The organism is Bifidobacterium sp. UTBIF-68 (genome assembly GCF_006408855.1).
Taxonomy (GTDB): domain Bacteria; phylum Actinomycetota; class Actinomycetes; order Actinomycetales; family Bifidobacteriaceae; genus Bifidobacterium; species Bifidobacterium reuteri.
Window position 1 is genome coordinate 102,057 of record NZ_JFAN01000004.1, and the last position, 18,497, is coordinate 120,553.

General features: G+C 62.4%; 13 protein-coding genes and 1 other RNA gene. 1 reads left to right on the forward strand and 13 read right to left on the reverse strand.

Features of this window, described 5'->3' with window-relative positions; genetic code table 11:
- Positions 1–52: 52 nt before the first annotated feature.
- The 3 genes from trpD to BW14_RS01625 form a co-directional block, all read right to left on the reverse strand.
- Positions 53–1,099, reverse strand: a complete 1,047-nt coding sequence (gene trpD / locus BW14_RS01615; RefSeq protein WP_044088865.1) for an anthranilate phosphoribosyltransferase — start codon at positions 1,097–1,099, stop codon at positions 53–55.
- A 139-nt stretch (positions 1,100–1,238) separates the two neighbouring features.
- The gene (locus tag BW14_RS01620; RefSeq protein ID WP_140489150.1) at positions 1,239–3,191 is read right to left on the reverse strand and encodes a hypothetical protein; all 1,953 of its coding nucleotides are present in this window, start codon (positions 3,189–3,191) and stop codon (positions 1,239–1,241) included.
- Positions 3,188–5,386: an RND family transporter gene (locus BW14_RS01625; RefSeq protein WP_140462350.1), complete on the reverse strand. Its 2,199-nt coding sequence runs from the start codon at positions 5,384–5,386 to the stop codon at positions 3,188–3,190. The genes BW14_RS01620 and BW14_RS01625 overlap by 4 nt, the downstream gene beginning before the upstream one ends.
- A gap of 162 nt (positions 5,387–5,548) precedes the next feature.
- Between BW14_RS01625 and BW14_RS01630 the strand changes: the two genes are divergently transcribed.
- Positions 5,549–6,307: a TetR-like C-terminal domain-containing protein gene (locus BW14_RS01630; protein WP_140462351.1), complete on the forward strand. Its 759-nt coding sequence runs from the start codon at positions 5,549–5,551 to the stop codon at positions 6,305–6,307.
- Between the two features lie 87 nt (positions 6,308–6,394).
- Here the strand turns inward: BW14_RS01630 and secA are convergent, their stop codons facing one another.
- The 10 genes from secA to BW14_RS01680 form a co-directional block, all read right to left on the reverse strand.
- A complete protein-coding gene (gene secA / locus BW14_RS01635) occupies positions 6,395–9,373 on the reverse strand; it encodes a preprotein translocase subunit SecA (protein ID WP_375137561.1) in 2,979 nt (992 codons plus the stop codon).
- Positions 9,374–9,504: 131 nt separating this feature from the next.
- Positions 9,505–10,173, reverse strand: a complete 669-nt coding sequence (hpf, locus tag BW14_RS01640; RefSeq protein WP_044088861.1) for a ribosome hibernation-promoting factor, HPF/YfiA family — start codon at positions 10,171–10,173, stop codon at positions 9,505–9,507.
- 230 nt (positions 10,174–10,403) lie between these two features.
- Positions 10,404–10,776: RNase P RNA component class A (gene rnpB / locus BW14_RS01645), an RNA gene on the reverse strand.
- 138 nt (positions 10,777–10,914) lie between these two features.
- The gene (locus tag BW14_RS01650; protein ID WP_140462354.1) at positions 10,915–11,586 is read right to left on the reverse strand and encodes a regulatory protein RecX; all 672 of its coding nucleotides are present in this window, start codon (positions 11,584–11,586) and stop codon (positions 10,915–10,917) included.
- Positions 11,587–11,592: 6 nt separating this feature from the next.
- A complete protein-coding gene (gene recA, locus BW14_RS01655; protein ID WP_258186022.1) occupies positions 11,593–12,810 on the reverse strand; it encodes a recombinase RecA in 1,218 nt (405 codons plus the stop codon).
- Positions 12,811–13,073: 263 nt separating this feature from the next.
- Positions 13,074–13,307: a DUF3046 domain-containing protein gene (locus BW14_RS01660; RefSeq protein ID WP_044088859.1), complete on the reverse strand. Its 234-nt coding sequence runs from the start codon at positions 13,305–13,307 to the stop codon at positions 13,074–13,076.
- Positions 13,308–13,406: 99 nt separating this feature from the next.
- A complete protein-coding gene (locus BW14_RS12400) occupies positions 13,407–13,925 on the reverse strand; it encodes a helix-turn-helix domain-containing protein (protein ID WP_140489152.1) in 519 nt (172 codons plus the stop codon).
- A gap of 325 nt (positions 13,926–14,250) precedes the next feature.
- The gene (locus tag BW14_RS01670; RefSeq protein WP_044088857.1) at positions 14,251–14,766 is read right to left on the reverse strand and encodes a CinA family protein; all 516 of its coding nucleotides are present in this window, start codon (positions 14,764–14,766) and stop codon (positions 14,251–14,253) included.
- A 3-nt stretch (positions 14,767–14,769) separates the two neighbouring features.
- Positions 14,770–15,405: a CDP-diacylglycerol--glycerol-3-phosphate 3-phosphatidyltransferase gene (gene pgsA, locus BW14_RS01675; protein ID WP_044088856.1), complete on the reverse strand. Its 636-nt coding sequence runs from the start codon at positions 15,403–15,405 to the stop codon at positions 14,770–14,772.
- A gap of 87 nt (positions 15,406–15,492) precedes the next feature.
- Positions 15,493–18,492, reverse strand: a complete 3,000-nt coding sequence (locus BW14_RS01680) for a DNA translocase FtsK (protein WP_140489153.1) — start codon at positions 18,490–18,492, stop codon at positions 15,493–15,495.
- Between the last annotated feature and the right edge of the window lie 5 nt (positions 18,493–18,497).

The following is an 18,497-nucleotide window of genomic DNA, read 5'->3' on the forward strand; positions in this document are numbered from 1 at the left end:
GTTTCGGTATGGACGATTGCTGCGGTAATCGCCAAGCCTGCGCGTCAGCGTGTCACGCCTTGGACTTGGCAGTGGCCACCCACTTGTCGAGCAGGGCCTGGGCCTTGCCGGAGTCCACGGCGTCCTCGGCGAGCTTGTAAGCTTCGCGGAAGCGTTCGCCCAGCGTGCCATCGCCCACCAGATGACCGTCGGCAACGATGGCGGATGCGGCATTGAGCAGTGCGGTGGTGCGGGCCGGGATGTCCTTGCCGGCCACGAAATCGCGGAAGGCGGCAGCGTTGGCCTCGGGCTCGCCGCCCTTGAGATCGGCGACGTCGATCTTGGCGAGGCCGAGCTCCACGGTCGGGTCGAATTCGGTCTCGGTCACCTTGCCGTCGCGGATCTCCCACACGGAGACCGGGCCGGTGGGGGCGAGCTCGTCCATGCCCTCATGCGAGGTGTAGACCATGCCGGACTGGCCGTTGGCGGCGTAGACGGCGGCCATAATCGGGCTCATCTCGCGCTTGGCGCAGCCGATGGCCACATGGGCGGGCTTGGCCGGGTTGGTCAGCGGGCCCAGCACGTTGAACACGCACGGAATGCCGAGCGCGGCGCGAATCGGGCCTACGAAGCGCATGGCCGGGTGGAAGGTGCGGGCGAACGCGAAGGTGATGCCCACCTCGTCTCCGACCTCGCCAACCGCCTCGGGCTTCAGGTCCAGCGGGAGACCGAGCGCTTCGAGTACATCGGCGGCACCGCACTTCGAGGAGGCGGCGCGATTGCCATGCTTGACGATCTTCACGCCCGCGGCCGCGGCGGCCACCGAGCCCATGGTGGACAGGTTCACCGTGGCGAAGCCGTCACCACCGGTGCCCACGATGTCGGTGGTCTCACCGGAGACGTTGAGTGGCACGGCGTGCGACACCATGGCCTTGGCCGCGCCGGACACCTCCTCGGCAGTCAGCCCCAGCTGCTGCTGGAGGGCGAGCGTGGCACCCACGGCGGCGGGATTGGCGTTGCCCTTCATCAGATCATCGACGAACCATTCGGATTCCTCGGCGCTCAGGTGGTCTCCCCCGACCAGCTTGGTGAGAATCGACTTCCATGTGATCTCGGCCATTGTTCCTCCTTGGCGCACTCGCGCCCGATAATCAGTGACGCGGCCCATTGTAATGGCCGTATATTGCGTCTCCGTCCGGTTCTTTCATATTGCAGAACGCGAAAGGCTCCCCGCTCGATGCGGGGAGCCGACCCGTCGCTCACTGCCCGATGCCGGGCAGGACGTAGGTGAACTGGACGCGGTCTACGGCGGTGTTGGCGGGGGCGACGAACGAATGCACTTTGAAGCCCTTGCCGAGTTTCTCGTCGATGGTCTTCTGCAGTTCGTCGAGCACCTTGTCGTCCATGCCCTTGACGGAGTCGGCGAGCTTTCGGGCGCCGTCATCAAGCTGACCGGCGCCTTCTGCAGCCGAGGCCGCGCCCGAAGCGAGGCTGTGCGCGCCAGAGTCCGCCGCAGCGGCTCCGGTGGCGAGGCTGTTGGCGCCATCACGCGCGGATGACAGGCCCTTCGCCAGCTCCTCGGCACCGGAGGCAGCGGATTGCGCCCCCGTGTTGAGCTGTCCGACGGCGGCGTGCATCGATGCCAATCCCTCGGCCAGTTGCATAAGGGACGCCTGCATGGCCGCGGAGTCCGCCGACGATCCGTTGGACGAACCGTTCACCTTCGCGTCGAGCTGATCCACTCCCCCGCTCAGCTGGCCGATGCCGGAGGAGATGCCCGCGTAACCGTCAAGCGCCTGTCCGAGCGCCTGATACTGCCCTTTGGCGTTCTCCACCTGCACCATAGCTGTCACGGCCTTGTCGAGCGCCGCGATGGCCTGAGTGTCGCCGGGATTCTGCTGCACGGCGGCCAATGCCTGGGCGTACGCCTGTCGAGATGCCGTCTCGGCCGCATCGATGTCACCGCCGACCTGTGCGAGGATCGTCTGCTGACCGCCGGCGAGTGCCTGACGGTACTGCCCATCCCCTTGCTTCAGGGCGTCCGACCCCTGTTTGAGCGTGGTGACCCCTTGACTCAGCGCCGTCATCTGTTCGGGCAGTCCCTTGACACCGTCGCTCATGCTTCCGCTGGCGTCGTACAGTTGCGCCAGTCCGTCGGCCAGCTGCCGGTTGCCCTGCGCAAGCGTCCCGGCGCCTTGGGCGAGCGTTTCCGTTCCGCCGGCGAGGGATTGCGCGCCGCGGTTGAGTTCGGCGGTTCCGGTGGCGAGCGAACCGATTCCCCGGCTCAGTTCCCGGTTGCCTTGGGCGAGGGATGTCGTGCCGTCTGCCAATTGCACGGTGGCGTCGCTGAGTTTGCCGGTCTGCTCGGTGAGCTGGGAGGTGTCCTGATCGCGCACGTCCAGCGCCATGTCGAGGCTCATCGCGGTGATCTGCCATCCGGAGCTGGTGAAGTCCTTGGCTTGGCCGCGGATGGTGAATGTTCCGGTTTCTCCGGGCAGGACCATGCCGGAGACGACGGTGTTGCCACCGGACTGGGCGAGGGCAGCGTCACCGGCGTCAGTGATGTCGAACGCTTCCTGCGGGAAGGTGCCCTGTGCCTGAATCACATAGGCGTCGGCGAATTCCCGGGTCGCCTTGTCGGCCGATTCGTTGGGCGCGATGCGCAGGGTCATGGCGAGTTCGCCGTCAGCTCCGTCCAGTTTCTCGGCATCGACGGCCTTGCCGTCCAGCGTGTAGTCGACGCTGACGTTCCAGGGCAGTGCGGTGTCGGCCTTGAGGTCGCCCTGATAGTAGAACGGCTTGTCGTTGAGGGTGGTGATGTTCACCGTGCCGTTCTTCTCCTCGAGTTTGGCGTCGGTGGTGAGGTTCGTGACTTTGGTGTACGAGCCCGGGTCCTGGACGGTGCGTGGCTGCCCGGCGTCGAAGGTGTTGACCACGTATATGCCGGAGACGGCGCCGTCGGCCTTGGCCTTGATGTAGACGGTCTCGTCCTTGCCGCTCCCCTCTCCACTATTGCCCCCATTGTTCGCCGAAGTCACCGCCGCCGTGGTGTGCGCGGATGCTCGGGGCTCGTCCGCGGCATTCGCCCGGGACAGCGCCGGAACCGTGAGGAGCACGGTCGCGAGGAATGCGGCGATGGTGGGCGCGAGGATTCTCCTGACCGTCGTACGTCGATAGTCAGTGATGGGGCTCGATGTGTTGGTCATGGTCATCGTGTGATCTCCTTCGTGGGATGAGTGGTGTGGGTGGCAGGTTGGTCATTGGGGGTATCGGATTGCGTGTCGGATGGCGTGCCAATGGTTTGCGCATCTGTATTTCTGACATTCATACGCGCGTCATCGCGGAAGCCCAGTCCGATCGAGGTGCGTCGTATCAGCCCGTCGGATACGCGGAACAGCCATGGCAGCAGCAGGAACATGAGCAGCATCGAGACAAGGGCGCCGCGGGAGACGAGCAGACCGATCTCGCTGATCACGCCGTTGGATGCGATGCGCCACACGGCGAATCCGGCGCTGATGAGGATTGTGGCCGAGGTGAGGATTGTAATCGCGGAATGTTGGATGGACAGGCGAGTCGCCTCACGTGGCTCGTGCCGTCGTCGTTGGTCCAGATATTCGCGTGTGTAGATGATGCCGTAGTCTACGGCGGCTCCGAGCTGTACGGCCTCGATGACGAGGTATCCGATGTAATTGAGGGTGTCACCGGTCACGTATGGCACGGCGAGGTTGAGCCAGATCGAGATTTCGATGGCGAGCAACACGACGACCGGAATCGCGATCGACCGGAACACGATGAGCAGCACGAGTGCGATGCTGCCGATGGAGAACAGACGCACCTTGCCGCTGTCGGCGCGCACCACGTCCCTCAGGTCGTAGGTGCTCACCGTTGTGCCGACCAGCCGGTAGTCGTCGCCGTAGTGGCGGGCGACGGTGTCGCGCACTTCAGGCACGAGCGCGTAGGCGTCCTTCGATTCGGTTTGCACGTCCATCGACACGACGAGACGTGACCATCCATGCGAGATGAGCTGGTCCAACTGATCGCCGGGGACGATGGCGGTCGGCATCGCCCTGCCAGCCATCGTGATATACGAGGTGACGTCGGTGACATGAGGAAGCCGTTCGACGTCGTCGATGACGGCTTGCTCATCCGCCCATCGTCCTTCGGGGACCATGATGACCCACGTCTCCGAGCGGCCGAAGGCGTCGTTGATGTGGTCTGCGTCGGATTTGAGCCGACTGCCCGGCTGCACGAAATCGGCTGCGCCGTAGATGAAGTCGTTGCGCTCCTGCGCCACATAGGCGGGAACCGCGGCGATGAGGATCGCCAGCGCCGCCGGCAGAGCGATGTGTATCGCAGCATTCGCGAACCGGGAGAACGAGGGCATGAGATACCGGTGTTCCAATGCGTTCAACGGCTTGAGGAACATGAGTATCAGGCAGGGCATGAGCAGCATGATCGACAGGAAGCTGAACACGATGCCCTTGGAGAGCACGATGCCCATGTTCACGCCGATGCCGAATCGCATGACCGTCAACGAAAGGAATCCGAAGAAGGTGACGGCCGCCGAGCTCAGGATCACCGTAAAACTACGGAGCATCGTCTCGGTCATCGCCTCGACCGGCGTGGCGCCGGGCATCTCCTTCTCCACTCTGCGGAAGGTGTGCAGCAGTACGATCGCGTAGTCCATCGAGACGGCGAGCTGGAGAATCGCGCCGCAGATCTGGCTAACGAAACTGATCTCGCCGAGCACGATGTTCGACCCCATGTTCATCACGATCGCGACGCCGATGACGATGAGGAAGATCACCGGTTCGAACCACGAGTGCGAGGTGATGAGCAGGATGCCGATGACGATCGCCACGGCGATGGCCATGATCAGCATGATCTCCGTGGCGGTGGAACCCTGCGCCTCGGCCGTGGTGACGCCGTCGCCGGCCATCGTCACGTGCGTCGCATACGCCTGTTCGGCCACGGCCCTGGCCTCGGGCACAGCGTCGACCAGCTTGGACGAATCGATGGTCAGCTGGTAGAGATACCCCTTGTCCGTCTTCCAAGAGGAGACGGTATCCGCGTCCTGGATCTCCGCCGGCGTCTTGGTGTCGACGACCGAGCCGAGCCACATGACCTCGTCGACGCCGTCGATGTCGGCCAGGTCATCGGCAAGCCGTTCCGCCTGCACCGCGCTGATGCCCTCGGCGTACAGACGCGCGTTCGGCACGCCCGCGTCGAAGGATGCTTTCATGTCGTCGAGCGCGATGACGGACGGCGCGTCCTTCGGCAGGTAGTCGGCGAACGAATAGTTGACTTTGACCTGTGGATAGGCGATGGCCCCGAGGACCGTCAGCATCGTGAAGACGATCACCACGATGATGCGATGCCTGAGAAAGCCGTTGATGATCCGTTGCACCGGATACCCCCTGACAGTTTCCTTACAGTCGTGTGTTTTACTACATCTGTTGTCTTACGGGGTATCATTATTGGAGACGTCGGATCGCCCTGCAACCATCAGCTTGGACGCCTTCCGATGGATATGCTACGAATATGGCCGACACCTGTAGGAAAAACGACAATGAACACTAAAAATGACGTCAAAATGGATCGTCGAACACGGCGTACGCGTCTTCTTCTGCAGGAGGCGCTGCTACGCCTGCTGGCCGACAAGCCCTTGAACAGGATCACCGTCACCGAACTGACGGAACTGGCCGATGTCAACCGCGTCACGTTCTACGCGCATTACCACGATGTATACGACATGTTCGACCAACTGCGGACCGACCTGATTGACATGTACACGGACATGACGTACCGGCACACTCAGGAGATGTGCAACGGCGACTACCGTCCGTTCATCCGCGAGGTCTACATGTCGTTGGACGGGCGGGAGCAGCTCCTCTCGCTGCTGTCGACGCCGTCTGGCGGCAATCTGTACGCGGACATCATCGATGCGATCTCCAAGGTCTGCACCGAGACGGTCGCGCCGCAGATCATTCTGGGAATAGGAGGGCCCGCCGGCGCCTCCATCGGAACCGACGGCGTGGCCGTCACGGGCGATGCGTCCGGCACTGGCGAGACGACGAGTTATCGGATGACGGTCGACCCGACGATGGTTGACCCGACGATGGTTGACCCGACGATGGCGAAGACGCTCAGCGACTACCAGTTCGGCTACATCGCCGGAGGCGTCGTGAACATGCTCAAGGACTGGTTCCGTCGGGGCAGGCGGGAGTCCATCGATCTCATGGTGAACATGACCTCGAACCTGATCTCGCATTCAGGGCGCGAGGTCTACCGGGAGAATCTGAAACTGCTCAATGAACGACGGAAATAGCGGGAACACGCTGAGTGGATACGGAAAGCCCCACCGATTCACCATGTGAACCAGCGGGGCTTGTTTCATCCGTGCAGGGCAATCAGCTCACTGCTCGTTCTGGCCGTGGCACATCTTGTACTTGCGACCGGAACCGCACGGGCAGGGCGCGTTCTTGCCAGTGCCTGGGAAGGTGCGGCCGTCGGCCCACGGGGTCTTCAGCTCGTCGCTCTTCGGACGCTTGGAGACCGGGACCTTGCCTTCGGCGTGGCTGATCGGAGCCGGACCGGCCACGGGAAGCGTAGCCTCGCCGGATTCGGATGCGGCGGCGGACTCAGCGATGGCCTGCTTCTCGGCGGAGTCTTCGGATTCCTCTTCGGACTCGCCTTCGGCAGCCTCCTCCTCGGTCTCGCCGTCCTCATCAGGGCCGGCGGCAACGGTTGCGGCGGATTCGGAACCATCAGAGGTTTCGGCGACGCCGGTGGCACCTTCGGCAGCGGCCACGGCGGCGTCCTCGTCATCAGTGGAGTTCGGATCCTGGGTGGCGGCGACCTGCTTGACGTCGATGTGGAAGAGCAGCTGAACGGATTCCTCCTTGATCGCCTCGATCATGGAGTTGTACATCTGGAAGCCCTCACGCTGGTATTCCACCAGCGGGTCGCGCTGGCCCATGCCGCGCAGGCCGATGCCGTCCTTCAGGTAGTCCATCTCATACAGGTGCTCACGCCACTTGCGGTCGAGCACGGCAAGCACCACACGGCGTTCGAGGTCACGCAGACCGGATTCGCCGATGGTCTTCTCCAGCTCGTCGTACTTGGCCTTGGCGTCCTTGACGATCAGGTCGCGCACGGCTTCGATGGCCTTTTCGCCCTTGAGATTGCCCGCGGCCTCCTTGGCCTCGTCGGCGGTCACATCGGTGGGCACCACGGTGTTGAGGGCCTTGAACAGGCCTTCCCAATCCCAGTCCTTCGGCTTGTCGGAACCCTTTTCGGCACCCTTGATGTAGGACTCCACGGTGTCGGCGATGAAGCGCTCGATATCCTCGTGGATGTCCTCGCCCTTGAGCACGGCCTGACGCTCGGAGTAGATGACGGTACGCTGCTTGTTCATCACGTCGTCGTACTTGAGCACGTTCTTGCGGATCTCGTAGTTGCGGGATTCCACGGCCTTCTGCGCGGTGCGCACGCCCTTGGTGACGGACTTGGATTCGATCGGCTGGCCTTCCTCCATGCCCTTGGCCATGACCTGAGCCACAAGCTGGGTGTTGAACAGACGCATCAGATCGTCTTCCAGGGACAGGTAGAAGCGGGATTCGCCCGGATCGCCCTGACGGCCGGAACGGCCGCGCAGCTGGTTGTCGATTCGGCGGGACTCGTGGCGTTCGGTGCCGAGCACGTACAGGCCGCCGAGCTTCTTGACTTCCTCATGCTCGTCCTTGACCTGCGCCTTGATCTCGTTCAGGGTGCCCGGCCAGCGCTTCTCGTACTCCTCCGGGGTGTCCTCGGGAGAGTAGCCTTCGGACTTCAGCTTGGCGTCGGCGAGGAACTCGACGTTGCCGCCGAGCATGATGTCGGTACCACGGCCGGCCATGTTGGTGGCCACGGTGACGGCGCCCTTGCGGCCGGCGACGGCCACGACGGCGGCCTCCTTCTCATGCTGCTTGGCGTTCAGCACCTGATGGGGGATCTTCGCCACATCGAGCAGGGTGGAGACCACCTCGGAGCTTTCCACGGAGGCGGTGCCGAGCAGCACCGGCTGGCCGGAGGCGTGGCGCTTGGCCACATCCTTGACGATGGCGGCGAGCTTCTCCTTCTTGGTACGGAAGATGAGATCGTCCTGGTCCTTGCGGATCATCGGCTTGTTGGTCGGGATCGGCAGCACGCCCAGCTTGTAGGTGTTCATGAACTCGGCGGCCTCGGTCTCGGCGGTACCGGTCATGCCTGCGAGCTTGTCGTACATACGGAAGTAGTTCTGCAGGGTGATGGTGGCGAAGGTCTGGTTCTCGGCCTTGACCTCAACGCCTTCCTTGGCCTCGATGGCCTGGTGCAGGCCCTCGTTGTAGCGGCGGCCCGGCAGGATGCGGCCGGTGTGCTCGTCGACGATGAGCACCTCGCCCTGGGTGACCACATAGTCCTTGTCCCTGATGAACAGCTCCTTGGCCTTGATGGCGTTGTTCAGGTAGCCGATAAGGGCGGTGTTGGCCGGCTCGTACAGGTTGTCGATGCCGAGGAAGTCCTCGACCTTGGTGATGCCCGGATCGAGGATGCCGACGACCTTCTTCTTCTCGTCGACCTCATAGTCCTCGTCGCGGGCGAGCTTGAGGACCAGCTTGGCGAACTGGCGGTACCAACGGGTCACGTCGCCTTCGGCGGGGCCGGAGATGATCAACGGCGTACGGGCCTCATCGATCAGGATGGAGTCGACCTCGTCGACGATGGCGTAATGGTGGCCGCGCTGCACGAGATCGGCTTTCTCCCAAGCCATGTTGTCGCGCAGGTAGTCGAAGCCGAACTCGTTGTTGGTGCCGTAGGTGATGTCCGCGTTGTACTGCTTGCGGCGCTCCGGCGGCTTCTGTTCGGTGATGATGCAGCCGACGTTCATGCCCAGGAAGCGGTAGATGCGGCCCATAAGCTCACTTTGGTAGCTGGCGAGGTAGTCGTTCACGGTGACCACGTGCACGCCCTTGCCTTCGAGTGCGTTGAGGTAGCTCGGCAGTGTGGCGACCAGGGTCTTGCCTTCACCGGTCTTCATCTCGGCGATATTACCCCAGTGCAGGGCCGCGCCGCCCATGAGCTGCACGTCGAAGTGACGCTGTCCGAGGGTGCGCTTGGAGACTTCTCGCACGGTGGCGAACGCCTCGGGCATGATCTCGTCCAAGCTCTTGCCATTATCGATCTGCTGTTTGAATTTCGGGGTCTGAGCCTTGAGCTCGTCGTCCGACAGGGCGGAGATCTCGTCCTCCAAGGCGTTCACTGCCTTGGCCACGTTCTCGAGCTTCTTGATCTGACGGCCTTCGCCCATGCGCAGGGCTTTGTCAATGATATCGACCACTGGGTTCTCCCTTGATTGGTTTCGGTGGTTCCGCATATCAGGATACCGCCACGTGGCAAGAACCACGCATTTTTTCGACCAGATTACGAAAAAGCCGCCTCCCGTTGGCGGGAAGCGGCTTATCTCGATTGCCTGCTATTCGACTGTTGCCTTATCGGGCTTCAGCGTCAGGCTTCGGCCTTCTTGACGTTTTCAGGAGTGTCGATCTCGAAAACGCCGTAGCTCCAACCGTGACGGTGATAGACCACGGACGGACGACCGGTGTCCTTGTTGACGAACAGGAAGAAGTCGTGCCCAATGAGCTCCATCTCGTACAGCGCCTCGTCGATGCTCATCGGCTCGGCGATGTGCAGCTTGCGGCGGATGACGATTGGCGTATCCCCAACCTGGACTTCCACGGATTCGCCAGGGCCAAGATCGGAGGCGACAGCGGCAGCCGGGCTGTTGTTCGGTTCTTCATCGGCCTCCTCGACCTCCGGCTCCGGAGCGGCGGCACCCAGATCGACCGGCACCGGGTTGGTGTATCCACGACGATGATCCTTGCGGCGATCGCGGGTACGACGCAGGCGAAGCGTCAGCTTGTCGAGCGCCATGTCCAATGCGCTGAACTCATCCGTGCTGGAGGCTTCGGCGCGAACCACGGTACGACCCGCGATAACGGTGATTTCCACGCGCTTGGCGGTGTCTGCCTGACGCGGGTTGCCCTCATGGGTCAGCACGATCTGCGCGCGCTGTGCATCCGGGGCGATTGCGGTCACACGATTCATCTTGGACTCGACAACATCACGGAACCTCTGCTTGATCTGTGTGTGACGTCCGGTAACGACGATTTCCATGTTGACCTCCTAGTGACTCAAGCGGTTTCACCCGCTATATGTGGGTCCAAACGGCAACATCACCGCTTGGATACGTTTCATTGTAGACGAACAATGCGTAAACAATCGGCAACGCGCCCGACTGCTCGCTCAAAGCAATATGTTTGTTTCCACAAACCTTCGTGGAACAATCCGCTCTATAAGCTGGACACTAAGCTGGACACAGCGCCATCGGCAAAACGGGAAAAGATGATATGAGACCCCTTATACCCCGGGTTCTGTCGTGCCGCGCGAATGCGCTGCACGGATGGCCATCCATCTCGACCTGACGTCGCCGCCAGGCTCTAGCAGCCTACCCGATGACACGGGCGAGCAGCCCTTACCGCCATCTGCTTGGCCTTGCTCCCGATGAGGCTTGCCATGCGGCCTGCTGTTACCAGCGGCCCGGTGGTCTCTTACACCGCCGTTTCACCCTTACCCGTCGAGGACGGGCGGTCTGTTCTCTGCTGCGCTATCTCTCAGGTCACCCTGGGCGGACGTTATCCGCCATCGTGCTCTATGGAGCCCGGAAGTTCCTCAGCCGATCCCAATGAAGATCACGGCCGCGGCCATCAAGAGGTCTCAAGCCTGCAATTATACATACGGCATGGAGAAGAACCACGGTCGCTTCGAGGAGCCAATCGACGGCAAACCTCTATCGCACTTCGGCAACAGCCATGCCGGCGACTCTCCCTATAGAGAGGACCACATGGAAATCAGCAGCTATCTCAACAGTTCTGCAGCAACTTCTCGAAGGATGGCCGGGTTGTGCCCTTTGCGTCCACCCGCGGCCCAGAAGCGACGCTGACGCACCTGCCGGTCGAGGCCTTGCGTCTTGCGCGCCACACTACGCCCCAATTCCCACGCCGCTTCCTCGAACACGCCGTTCTGTTCGGCCTCCTCGGTCACCTGCGACGCCAGCATGCGATCCACGCCTTTGCGGGCAAGTTCCATGGCTGCGCCGCGCCGCCCCATCATGCGGTTGGCGCAGATCCGGACCACCGATTCGGCGTACTCGCGGTCATCCAGCAGCCGCACTTCAATCAGCCGTGCTATCACCCGGTCTGCGACGTCTTCGGCATATCCTTTGCCGACGAGACGGTCTCGCAATGCCCCGGATGACCGGGGAGCGGCATCGAGCAGCCTCAACGCCGCCTCCCGGCATGCGTCCTCATCCTCATTCGGGGCATTCGGAGCCTGCGCATCAGCCGACGCCCCGCCGGCTGATGCGCTCCTGTGGCATCTTTCCGAAGCACCACCGAACAGTGAGTGTCGTAAACAATCCGGGGCCGATGACACGGCAGACGCCTCAGCTTCAGCTGTTCCTGCATTCCCTGGTACAGCATGTCCGAGGACGGCAGGATTGCGCTGAAGGAATTCAGCGGCATCGATCATCGCGCGTCAGACCTTCGCGGTGGCGTCTTTGGCCGCCGTCTGGGTAGGCTTCTCCACGGTCTTGTCCGACTTCTGCCTTGCGGCCGCCGCCTTGCTGTCCTTGGCTTCATCGGCGGCAGCAGCCTCACTTGCAGCAGCAGCAGCCGCGGCCTCCTCGTCCTCTGCGAACTGGTCGGATGGCGCGATAAGGCCGAACTGGGCCTTGACCTTGTTCTCGATCTCCTCGGTGATCGCCGGGTTGTCCTTGAGGAACTGCCGGACCTTCTCACGTCCTTGGCCGAGCTGGTCGCCCTCATAGGTGAACCATGAGCCGGACTTCTTGACCACGCCTACCTGCTGGGCCATGTCGATGACCGACCCTTCACGGGAGATGCCCTCGCCGTAGAGCATGTCGAATTCGGCGGACTTGAAGGGCGGGGCCATCTTGTTCTTGACCACCTTGACTCGGGTGCGGTTGCCCACGGCTTCGTCCCCGTTCTTGATGGTCTGGATACGGCGGATGTCCATGCGCACCGAAGCGTAGAACTTCAACGCCTTGCCGCCGGTGGTGGTCTCGGGGTTGCCGAAGAACACGCCAATCTTCTCGCGCAGCTGGTTGATGAAGATGGCGGTGGTCCCCGCCTGGGACAGCGCGCCGGTCATCTTGCGCAACGCCTGGCTCATGAGCCTGGCCTGCAGGCCGACATGGCTGTCTCCCATATCGCCGTCGATCTCGGCCTTCGGCACCAATGCCGCCACCGAATCGATGACGATCACATCGAGCGCACCCGAACGAATGAGCATGTCGGCGATCTCCAACGCCTGCTCGCCGTTGTCCGGCTGGGAGACGATCAGCGAATCGGTGTCCACGCCCAGCTTGCGCGCATAGGAAGGGTCAAGCGCGTGCTCGGCGTCGATGTACGCGGCCACACCGCCCTTCTTCTGGGCGTTGGCGACCACATGCAATGCCAATGTGGTCTTGCCGGAGGATTCGGGACCGTAGATCTCCACGATGCGCCCCTTGGGCAATCCACCGATGCCCAGCGCCATATCAAGCGCCAGCGAACCGGTGGGAATCACCTCGACATTCTGTTCCGGCCTGTCCCCCAGACGCATCGCCGAACCTTTGCCGAAGCTCTTCTCGACCTGCGCCAACGCGGCGTCAAGCGCGGCCTTGCGCTTGGGATCGAGCTCGTGTTCGGCAGCACCGGTTGGTTGCGGCGCCGACTTGGTCTCCTGTGCCATGATCTTCTCCTTATCGAAGTCGTAAGCGGTTGGTCACTCCCACCGTATGCAAGAGCAACCTCATGCGGCAAGCCTGACTGACCTCTGTGGTTCCAGCTTCGTGACCCATGCCGCCCCTCAGAGCGACAGCCCTACTGCCGTAAGGCGTTACTTCAGGTCAGTGCCGCCATGCACACGGTTGTGGCTTCATCTCACTGTGGATAACTATAGAGCAACATACGAACATCTGTTCGAATTCTTGTGCGACACGCCGAAAACACGCCTCATGCGGCCGGCATCGGTGGAGCATTGTGGTCGTGCCCCCAGCGCCTCGAATCAGGAACTTCCATCTGATCGCATAGCACGTTCCACACCACCCGCGGTTCTTCCCCCGCGTCGAGCGCCTCAAGCACCGTCATATTCGCCAATTTGGGCATGCGCTGATCGCGGGCCAGCGAGCGGCCATAGCTGCGGCCGAACACCTCTTCGAGCAATTCCCAGAATTCACGTTCACGCATACCCGAAAGTGTGCCACGACCCGGCGAATATCCGGCAACATACAACAGGGCCTGTGACGAATACCATCGTCACAGGCCCCACAGCAGCCTCACAAATGATTACCGCTCATTGACCGAGTCAAGATAGTCGGCAACCATGCGCAGCATCTGTGCAGTGCTCACGCCAAGCGAATCGGCTATGGAGCTCAGCAGTTCGGAGCTGGCCTCCTTCTGTCCGCGCTCCACCTCGGAGAGGTAGCCGAGAGAGACGCCTGCCTTCTCGGACACCTCGCGCAACGTGCGACGGTCGCGTGTGCGCAAATCGCGGAGCACGTGACCGATAGCCTCACGCAGCGACACGTCATGCGCTTCGGATTCGGCAGCTACGTTCTGCACAGCCGCAGGGCGGGACTTGGCGTATCCGGCCTCCTCGTCCTGCCACATACGTTCGCGTGCTGCCGCACGTTCATCACGGGCCTTCTTCGCGGCCTGTGCCTTCAATACCTGCTGCTGCGCGAACATCACCGCGCGGCGCTGGGCCGGGGTGAGTTCCCGCATACGGGCAACGCCCGGCTGCACTCGCATCGGGTTCTTGACGGCAACATCCATCTGCCCATCCGCCCGCGTCATCGTTTCCATCGCCTTAGCCCCCTTCCAGGCCTGTTCAGTGTTTCCATACAGTTCAACACCATGCACCACGGGTTTTATTCCTGAAAAGTTGCTGTAAATAGACTCAGGTTTTGCTTAAGGCGTGTATCGCATCGGTCATTCGCCGGTGAAACGGCCACCGAAACCGCAACCTAGTATCCCGCATCACTAATTCGTTGAATATATGAGGCTCCCCTTGTCAGGGGAGCTGGCCCGCGAAGCGGGACTGAGGGGTAGTGAATTAATCAACGAACTTATGGCGCAGGATACTAGCCCAGACCGATGCACCGAATCATTCCCGGAACAGGCAACCCAACTATCCGAGCCACGCACGAAGCCGCTCGAGCACATGCAGCACGGTGGCATGGCGGACATCCTCACGAGTGCCCGAAAGCCGCAATTCAACCGCCTCGACATGCTCGGCTCGATCCGCAGCAACGTCTCGCGGTATGCGGAACCCCACATATACCAATCCGGCCGGCTTGTCGCCATCAGGGCCGGGACCCGCCACACCGGTGGTGGATAGCCCGATGACACGGCCTGCATAGTCCGGCTGGTCATACAGCCTCGCCGTCGCCACCGCCATCTGGCGGGCCACTTCGGGGTGCACCGCCCCCTCGCGGTCGAGCAATGCCTTGTCAACGCCAAGGATGGATGCCTTGGCGTTGATGTCATAGGTCACCGCCGACCCCAGAAACACGCGGGATGCCCCAGGAATTCGCACGAAGGCGTCCGCGAGCAGACCACCGGTCAGCGATTCGGCGCAGGCGATTTTCACACCACGTGATTCACAGATCGCCAATACGGCTGCGGCAAGGTCATCGGCATTCATCGTTCAGCGCTTGTTCGGGGCCACGAAGGTGTTGTACAGGTACACGCCACCGGAGTACAGGCAAAGCACCAAAGCCACATAGATCACCGTGTAAGTCAGGAAGTAGTAGGCGGTGAGCCACAGCGGAGTGGTGGCACTGCCGTCCAGAGCCCACATCGGCAGCAACAGCATGGACAGGCCCACGCACTGGAACACGGTCTTGAGCTTGCCGGGCCATGCGGCGGCGATGACCTTGCCACCCGGACGCTCCATCACGAAGAAGCGCATCACGGTGATGCCGATCTCACGAATCAGGAACAGAATAGTGACCCACCAACCAAGTTCTCCGAACACGGAGCACACGATCATGGCACCGCAGGTCAGCAGCTTGTCCGCAATAGGGTCCATGAGCTTGCCCATTTCGGTGACCTGATTGTATTTGCGGGCCATCCAGCCGTCGATCTTGTCGGTGGACGCCGCGATGATGAACAACACCGCCGCAATCCAACGGAATGTCAGGTTGTCGGCGCCCCATTCACCGGCCAGAGCGTCCAGCACCAGAAAGATGATCACCAGCACGATGCGCGAATAGGTGACCAGGTTCGGCGCCGCGTTCCATCCGTCGAAGATGGAGGCCTTGGGTGTGCCCTGCTTGTCCATTGCTTCATTAGTCATAATGTTCACGTTACCCCCATACTTCTACGTTAGGTAAAGGGAAGCTGAAAGCTGCTCTGAAAAGCCGAGCCGTTACTCGCCGAGCTCGCCCTGGGCGGGCTCGGATGGCGTCAACGAGTTGGTCTCGCCGCGGATGAATGCGAGGACCTGCGGCAGGTCCTGGGGCTGCACGAGGACCTCACGGGCCTTGGAGCCTTCGGACGGGCCCACCACGCCACGGGTCTCGAGCAGGTCCATGAGACGGCCTGCCTTGGCGAAGCCCACGCGCAGCTTCCTCTGCAGCATCGAGGTGGAACCGAACTGGGAGGTGACCACGAGCTCGGCGGCCTGGAGCAGCACGTCCATATCGTCGCCGATCTCCTCATCCGGCTCCATGCCGTTCTTCTTCTCCGCCTCCTTGGCCATCTCCTCGATGTCCTCGCGGTATCTCGGCTTGCGCTGCGTGCGCACGAACTCCACTGCCTTGCGGATCTCCGATTCGGACACCCACGACCCCTGCACACGAATCGGCTTCGCGGAGCCCATCGGCAGGAACAGGGCGTCGCCCTGTCCGATCAACGTTTCGGCACCGACGGTATCGAGGATGACTCGCGAATCGGTCGCCGAAGACGTGGCGAACGCCAGACGCGAGGGGATGTTGGCCTTGATCAGGCCGGTCACCACGTCCACGGACGGGCGCTGTGTGGCGAGCACCAGATGCACGCCGGCGGCTCGCGCGAGCTGTGTGATGCGCTGGATGGAGCTTTCCACATCGTTCTTGGCCACCATCATGAGGTCGGCCATCTCGTCGACCACCACAAGGATGTACGGGTAGGGTGCCACCTTGCGTTTGGAGCCCAGCGGCGCATGCACCTTGCCGGCGCGCACGGCCTCGTTGAAATCCTTGACATGGCGGAAGCCGAAGTATTCCAGGTCGGAATAGCGTGAATCCATCTCCTTGACCACCCATTCCAGAGCCTGTGCGGCCTTCTTGGGGTCGGTGATGATCGGAGTCAGCAGATGCGGGATGCCGGCGTACGCGGACAGCTCGACACGCTTGGGGTCCACCATGATCAGGCGCACCTGCTCAGGCGTGGCACGCATGATGATGGACGTGAGCATCGAGTTGATGAAACTGGACTTGCCGGAACCGGTGGCGCCGGCCACCAGCAAATGCGGCATCTTGGTCAGGTCGGCGGTGACGAAGTGCCCCTCCACGTCCTTGCCGATACCGGTGAGCATCGGATTCGGGTCGCCCACCGCCTTGTCGGAGCGCAACACGTCGCCCAGATGCACGATTTCGCGGTCCTCGTTCGGGATTTCGATGCCGATAGCGGATTTGCCGGGAATCGGAGACAGGATACGCACATCCGAACTGGCCACCGCGTACGCGATGTTGCGCTGCAGATTGGTGACCTTCTCCACCTTGACGCCGGGACCGAGCTCGACCTCGTACTGGGTCACTGACGGGCCACGCAGGAAGCCCACCACCTTGGCATCCACGTTGAACTGTTCGAATGTGGAGGTCAGGGCCCGAATCACACGGTCATTAGCCGGAGTGCGCATGGCATGGGGCTGGCCTTTGGCGAGCAGGTTCAGGTCAGGCAACTGGTAGGGACGATTCGCGTCGTCATCGGTGCCGGTTTCGCCATCCGCAACCGCACCGGACTGTCCGACGCCGCTGCCATCCGCGTCGGCCCCGGCATAGGGAGCGGTCGCATTCGCGCCAGCGGCCGCGGCACCTGCAGCGACAACAGCCGCGGCTCCGGCAGCCTGCAAGGCACTGGGGGCCCAGGGGTCATTGTCCGCTGTGGTACCGGACGGCATCGCTGTAGTGCCGCCGGAACCGCCCGCAGTACCGGAACCGCCCGCGCTGGAAGGCATGGCCACTGTGCCGCTGCCGCTGGCGACCACCCGTGGCAGAACGGCGCCGGCCGCACCAGACAGGACGGGCACGGTGCCTGCAACAGTCGCGGCATCGGCCGCATCATCGGCGAACGGCGCGTTACCTGCCACATGAGGACGGCCATCATAGGAGGAGGACGCAACCGTGCGCCCTCCGTCATGTTCCCCGAGAATCTCACCGGTGGAGGGATCCACCACCGGTGTTTCGGCGGTGGCCCCATGCCGGCTCGCCGCCCGGTCGAAGGGGTCGTCGGCGGCATACCGGTCAAGCGTCTTGTCGCCCTCGTCTTTGGGCTTGCGACCGAAAAGCCGTGTGAAGAAACCAGGCTTGGACGGGGATGGGTTTTCCCCTTCTTCTTCGTCGTCGCCGTCATGGGTCGGCACGCCATCCGCGAACGCCAGCGTAGTGTCGCCGACACGCACCTCATTGGGGAACTGGCTGCGCTCATCGTCGCCGTCATTCGAATCCTGGCCCTTGGGAGCATAGGGCTTGCGCTGGATGAACGCCATCAGCTTGCGCGCATCCTCCGGCAGATCGGTGACGTGGGTGCCGGTGATCATCATGACGGAGAACAGACCGAACACCACGAACACCACGATGGCGAACGCGGAGGACAGCCCCCACGCCAGCGGCGAGCCCAAGAAGAACCCAAGCAGACCGCCGGCGGATTGCAGCACGGTGATATCGAAGCCGGGATGATTCGCGGCGAGGGCCACATCGATGATCGAGCAGATGGACCACATGAGCAACGCCCAACCGGTGATCACGCGGGGATTGCTGGAACCATAACCAGAGTTGCGCATCAGACGGATGGCCACAGCGGCCAGCAGCACCGGCAGCACGATGCTCATCACACCGAGCACGCCGGAGGCCAAGGCATGAAGGAACCGACCGAACGGCCCATTGACGCGGAACCATTCTGAAGCGCAGAAGAGGATGGCGAGAACGAGCAGCATGAAGCACAACCCGTCACGCCGATATGCCGGGTCGTATTCCCCCACACCGGCGATGGCGCGGACACCCGAGCCCAGCGCACGCGGGATGGCGAGCAGGAGCTTATGCCATAGCGGTTCAGGCTCCGCATCGAGTTCCGGCTGGACTGCGGTCTCCCCGTCATGCGTCGAGGTGTTGCCACCGCCACGGGTCTTGCGGGATTGTGTGCTATTGGAGGATGCTGTACGTGCCATATCGC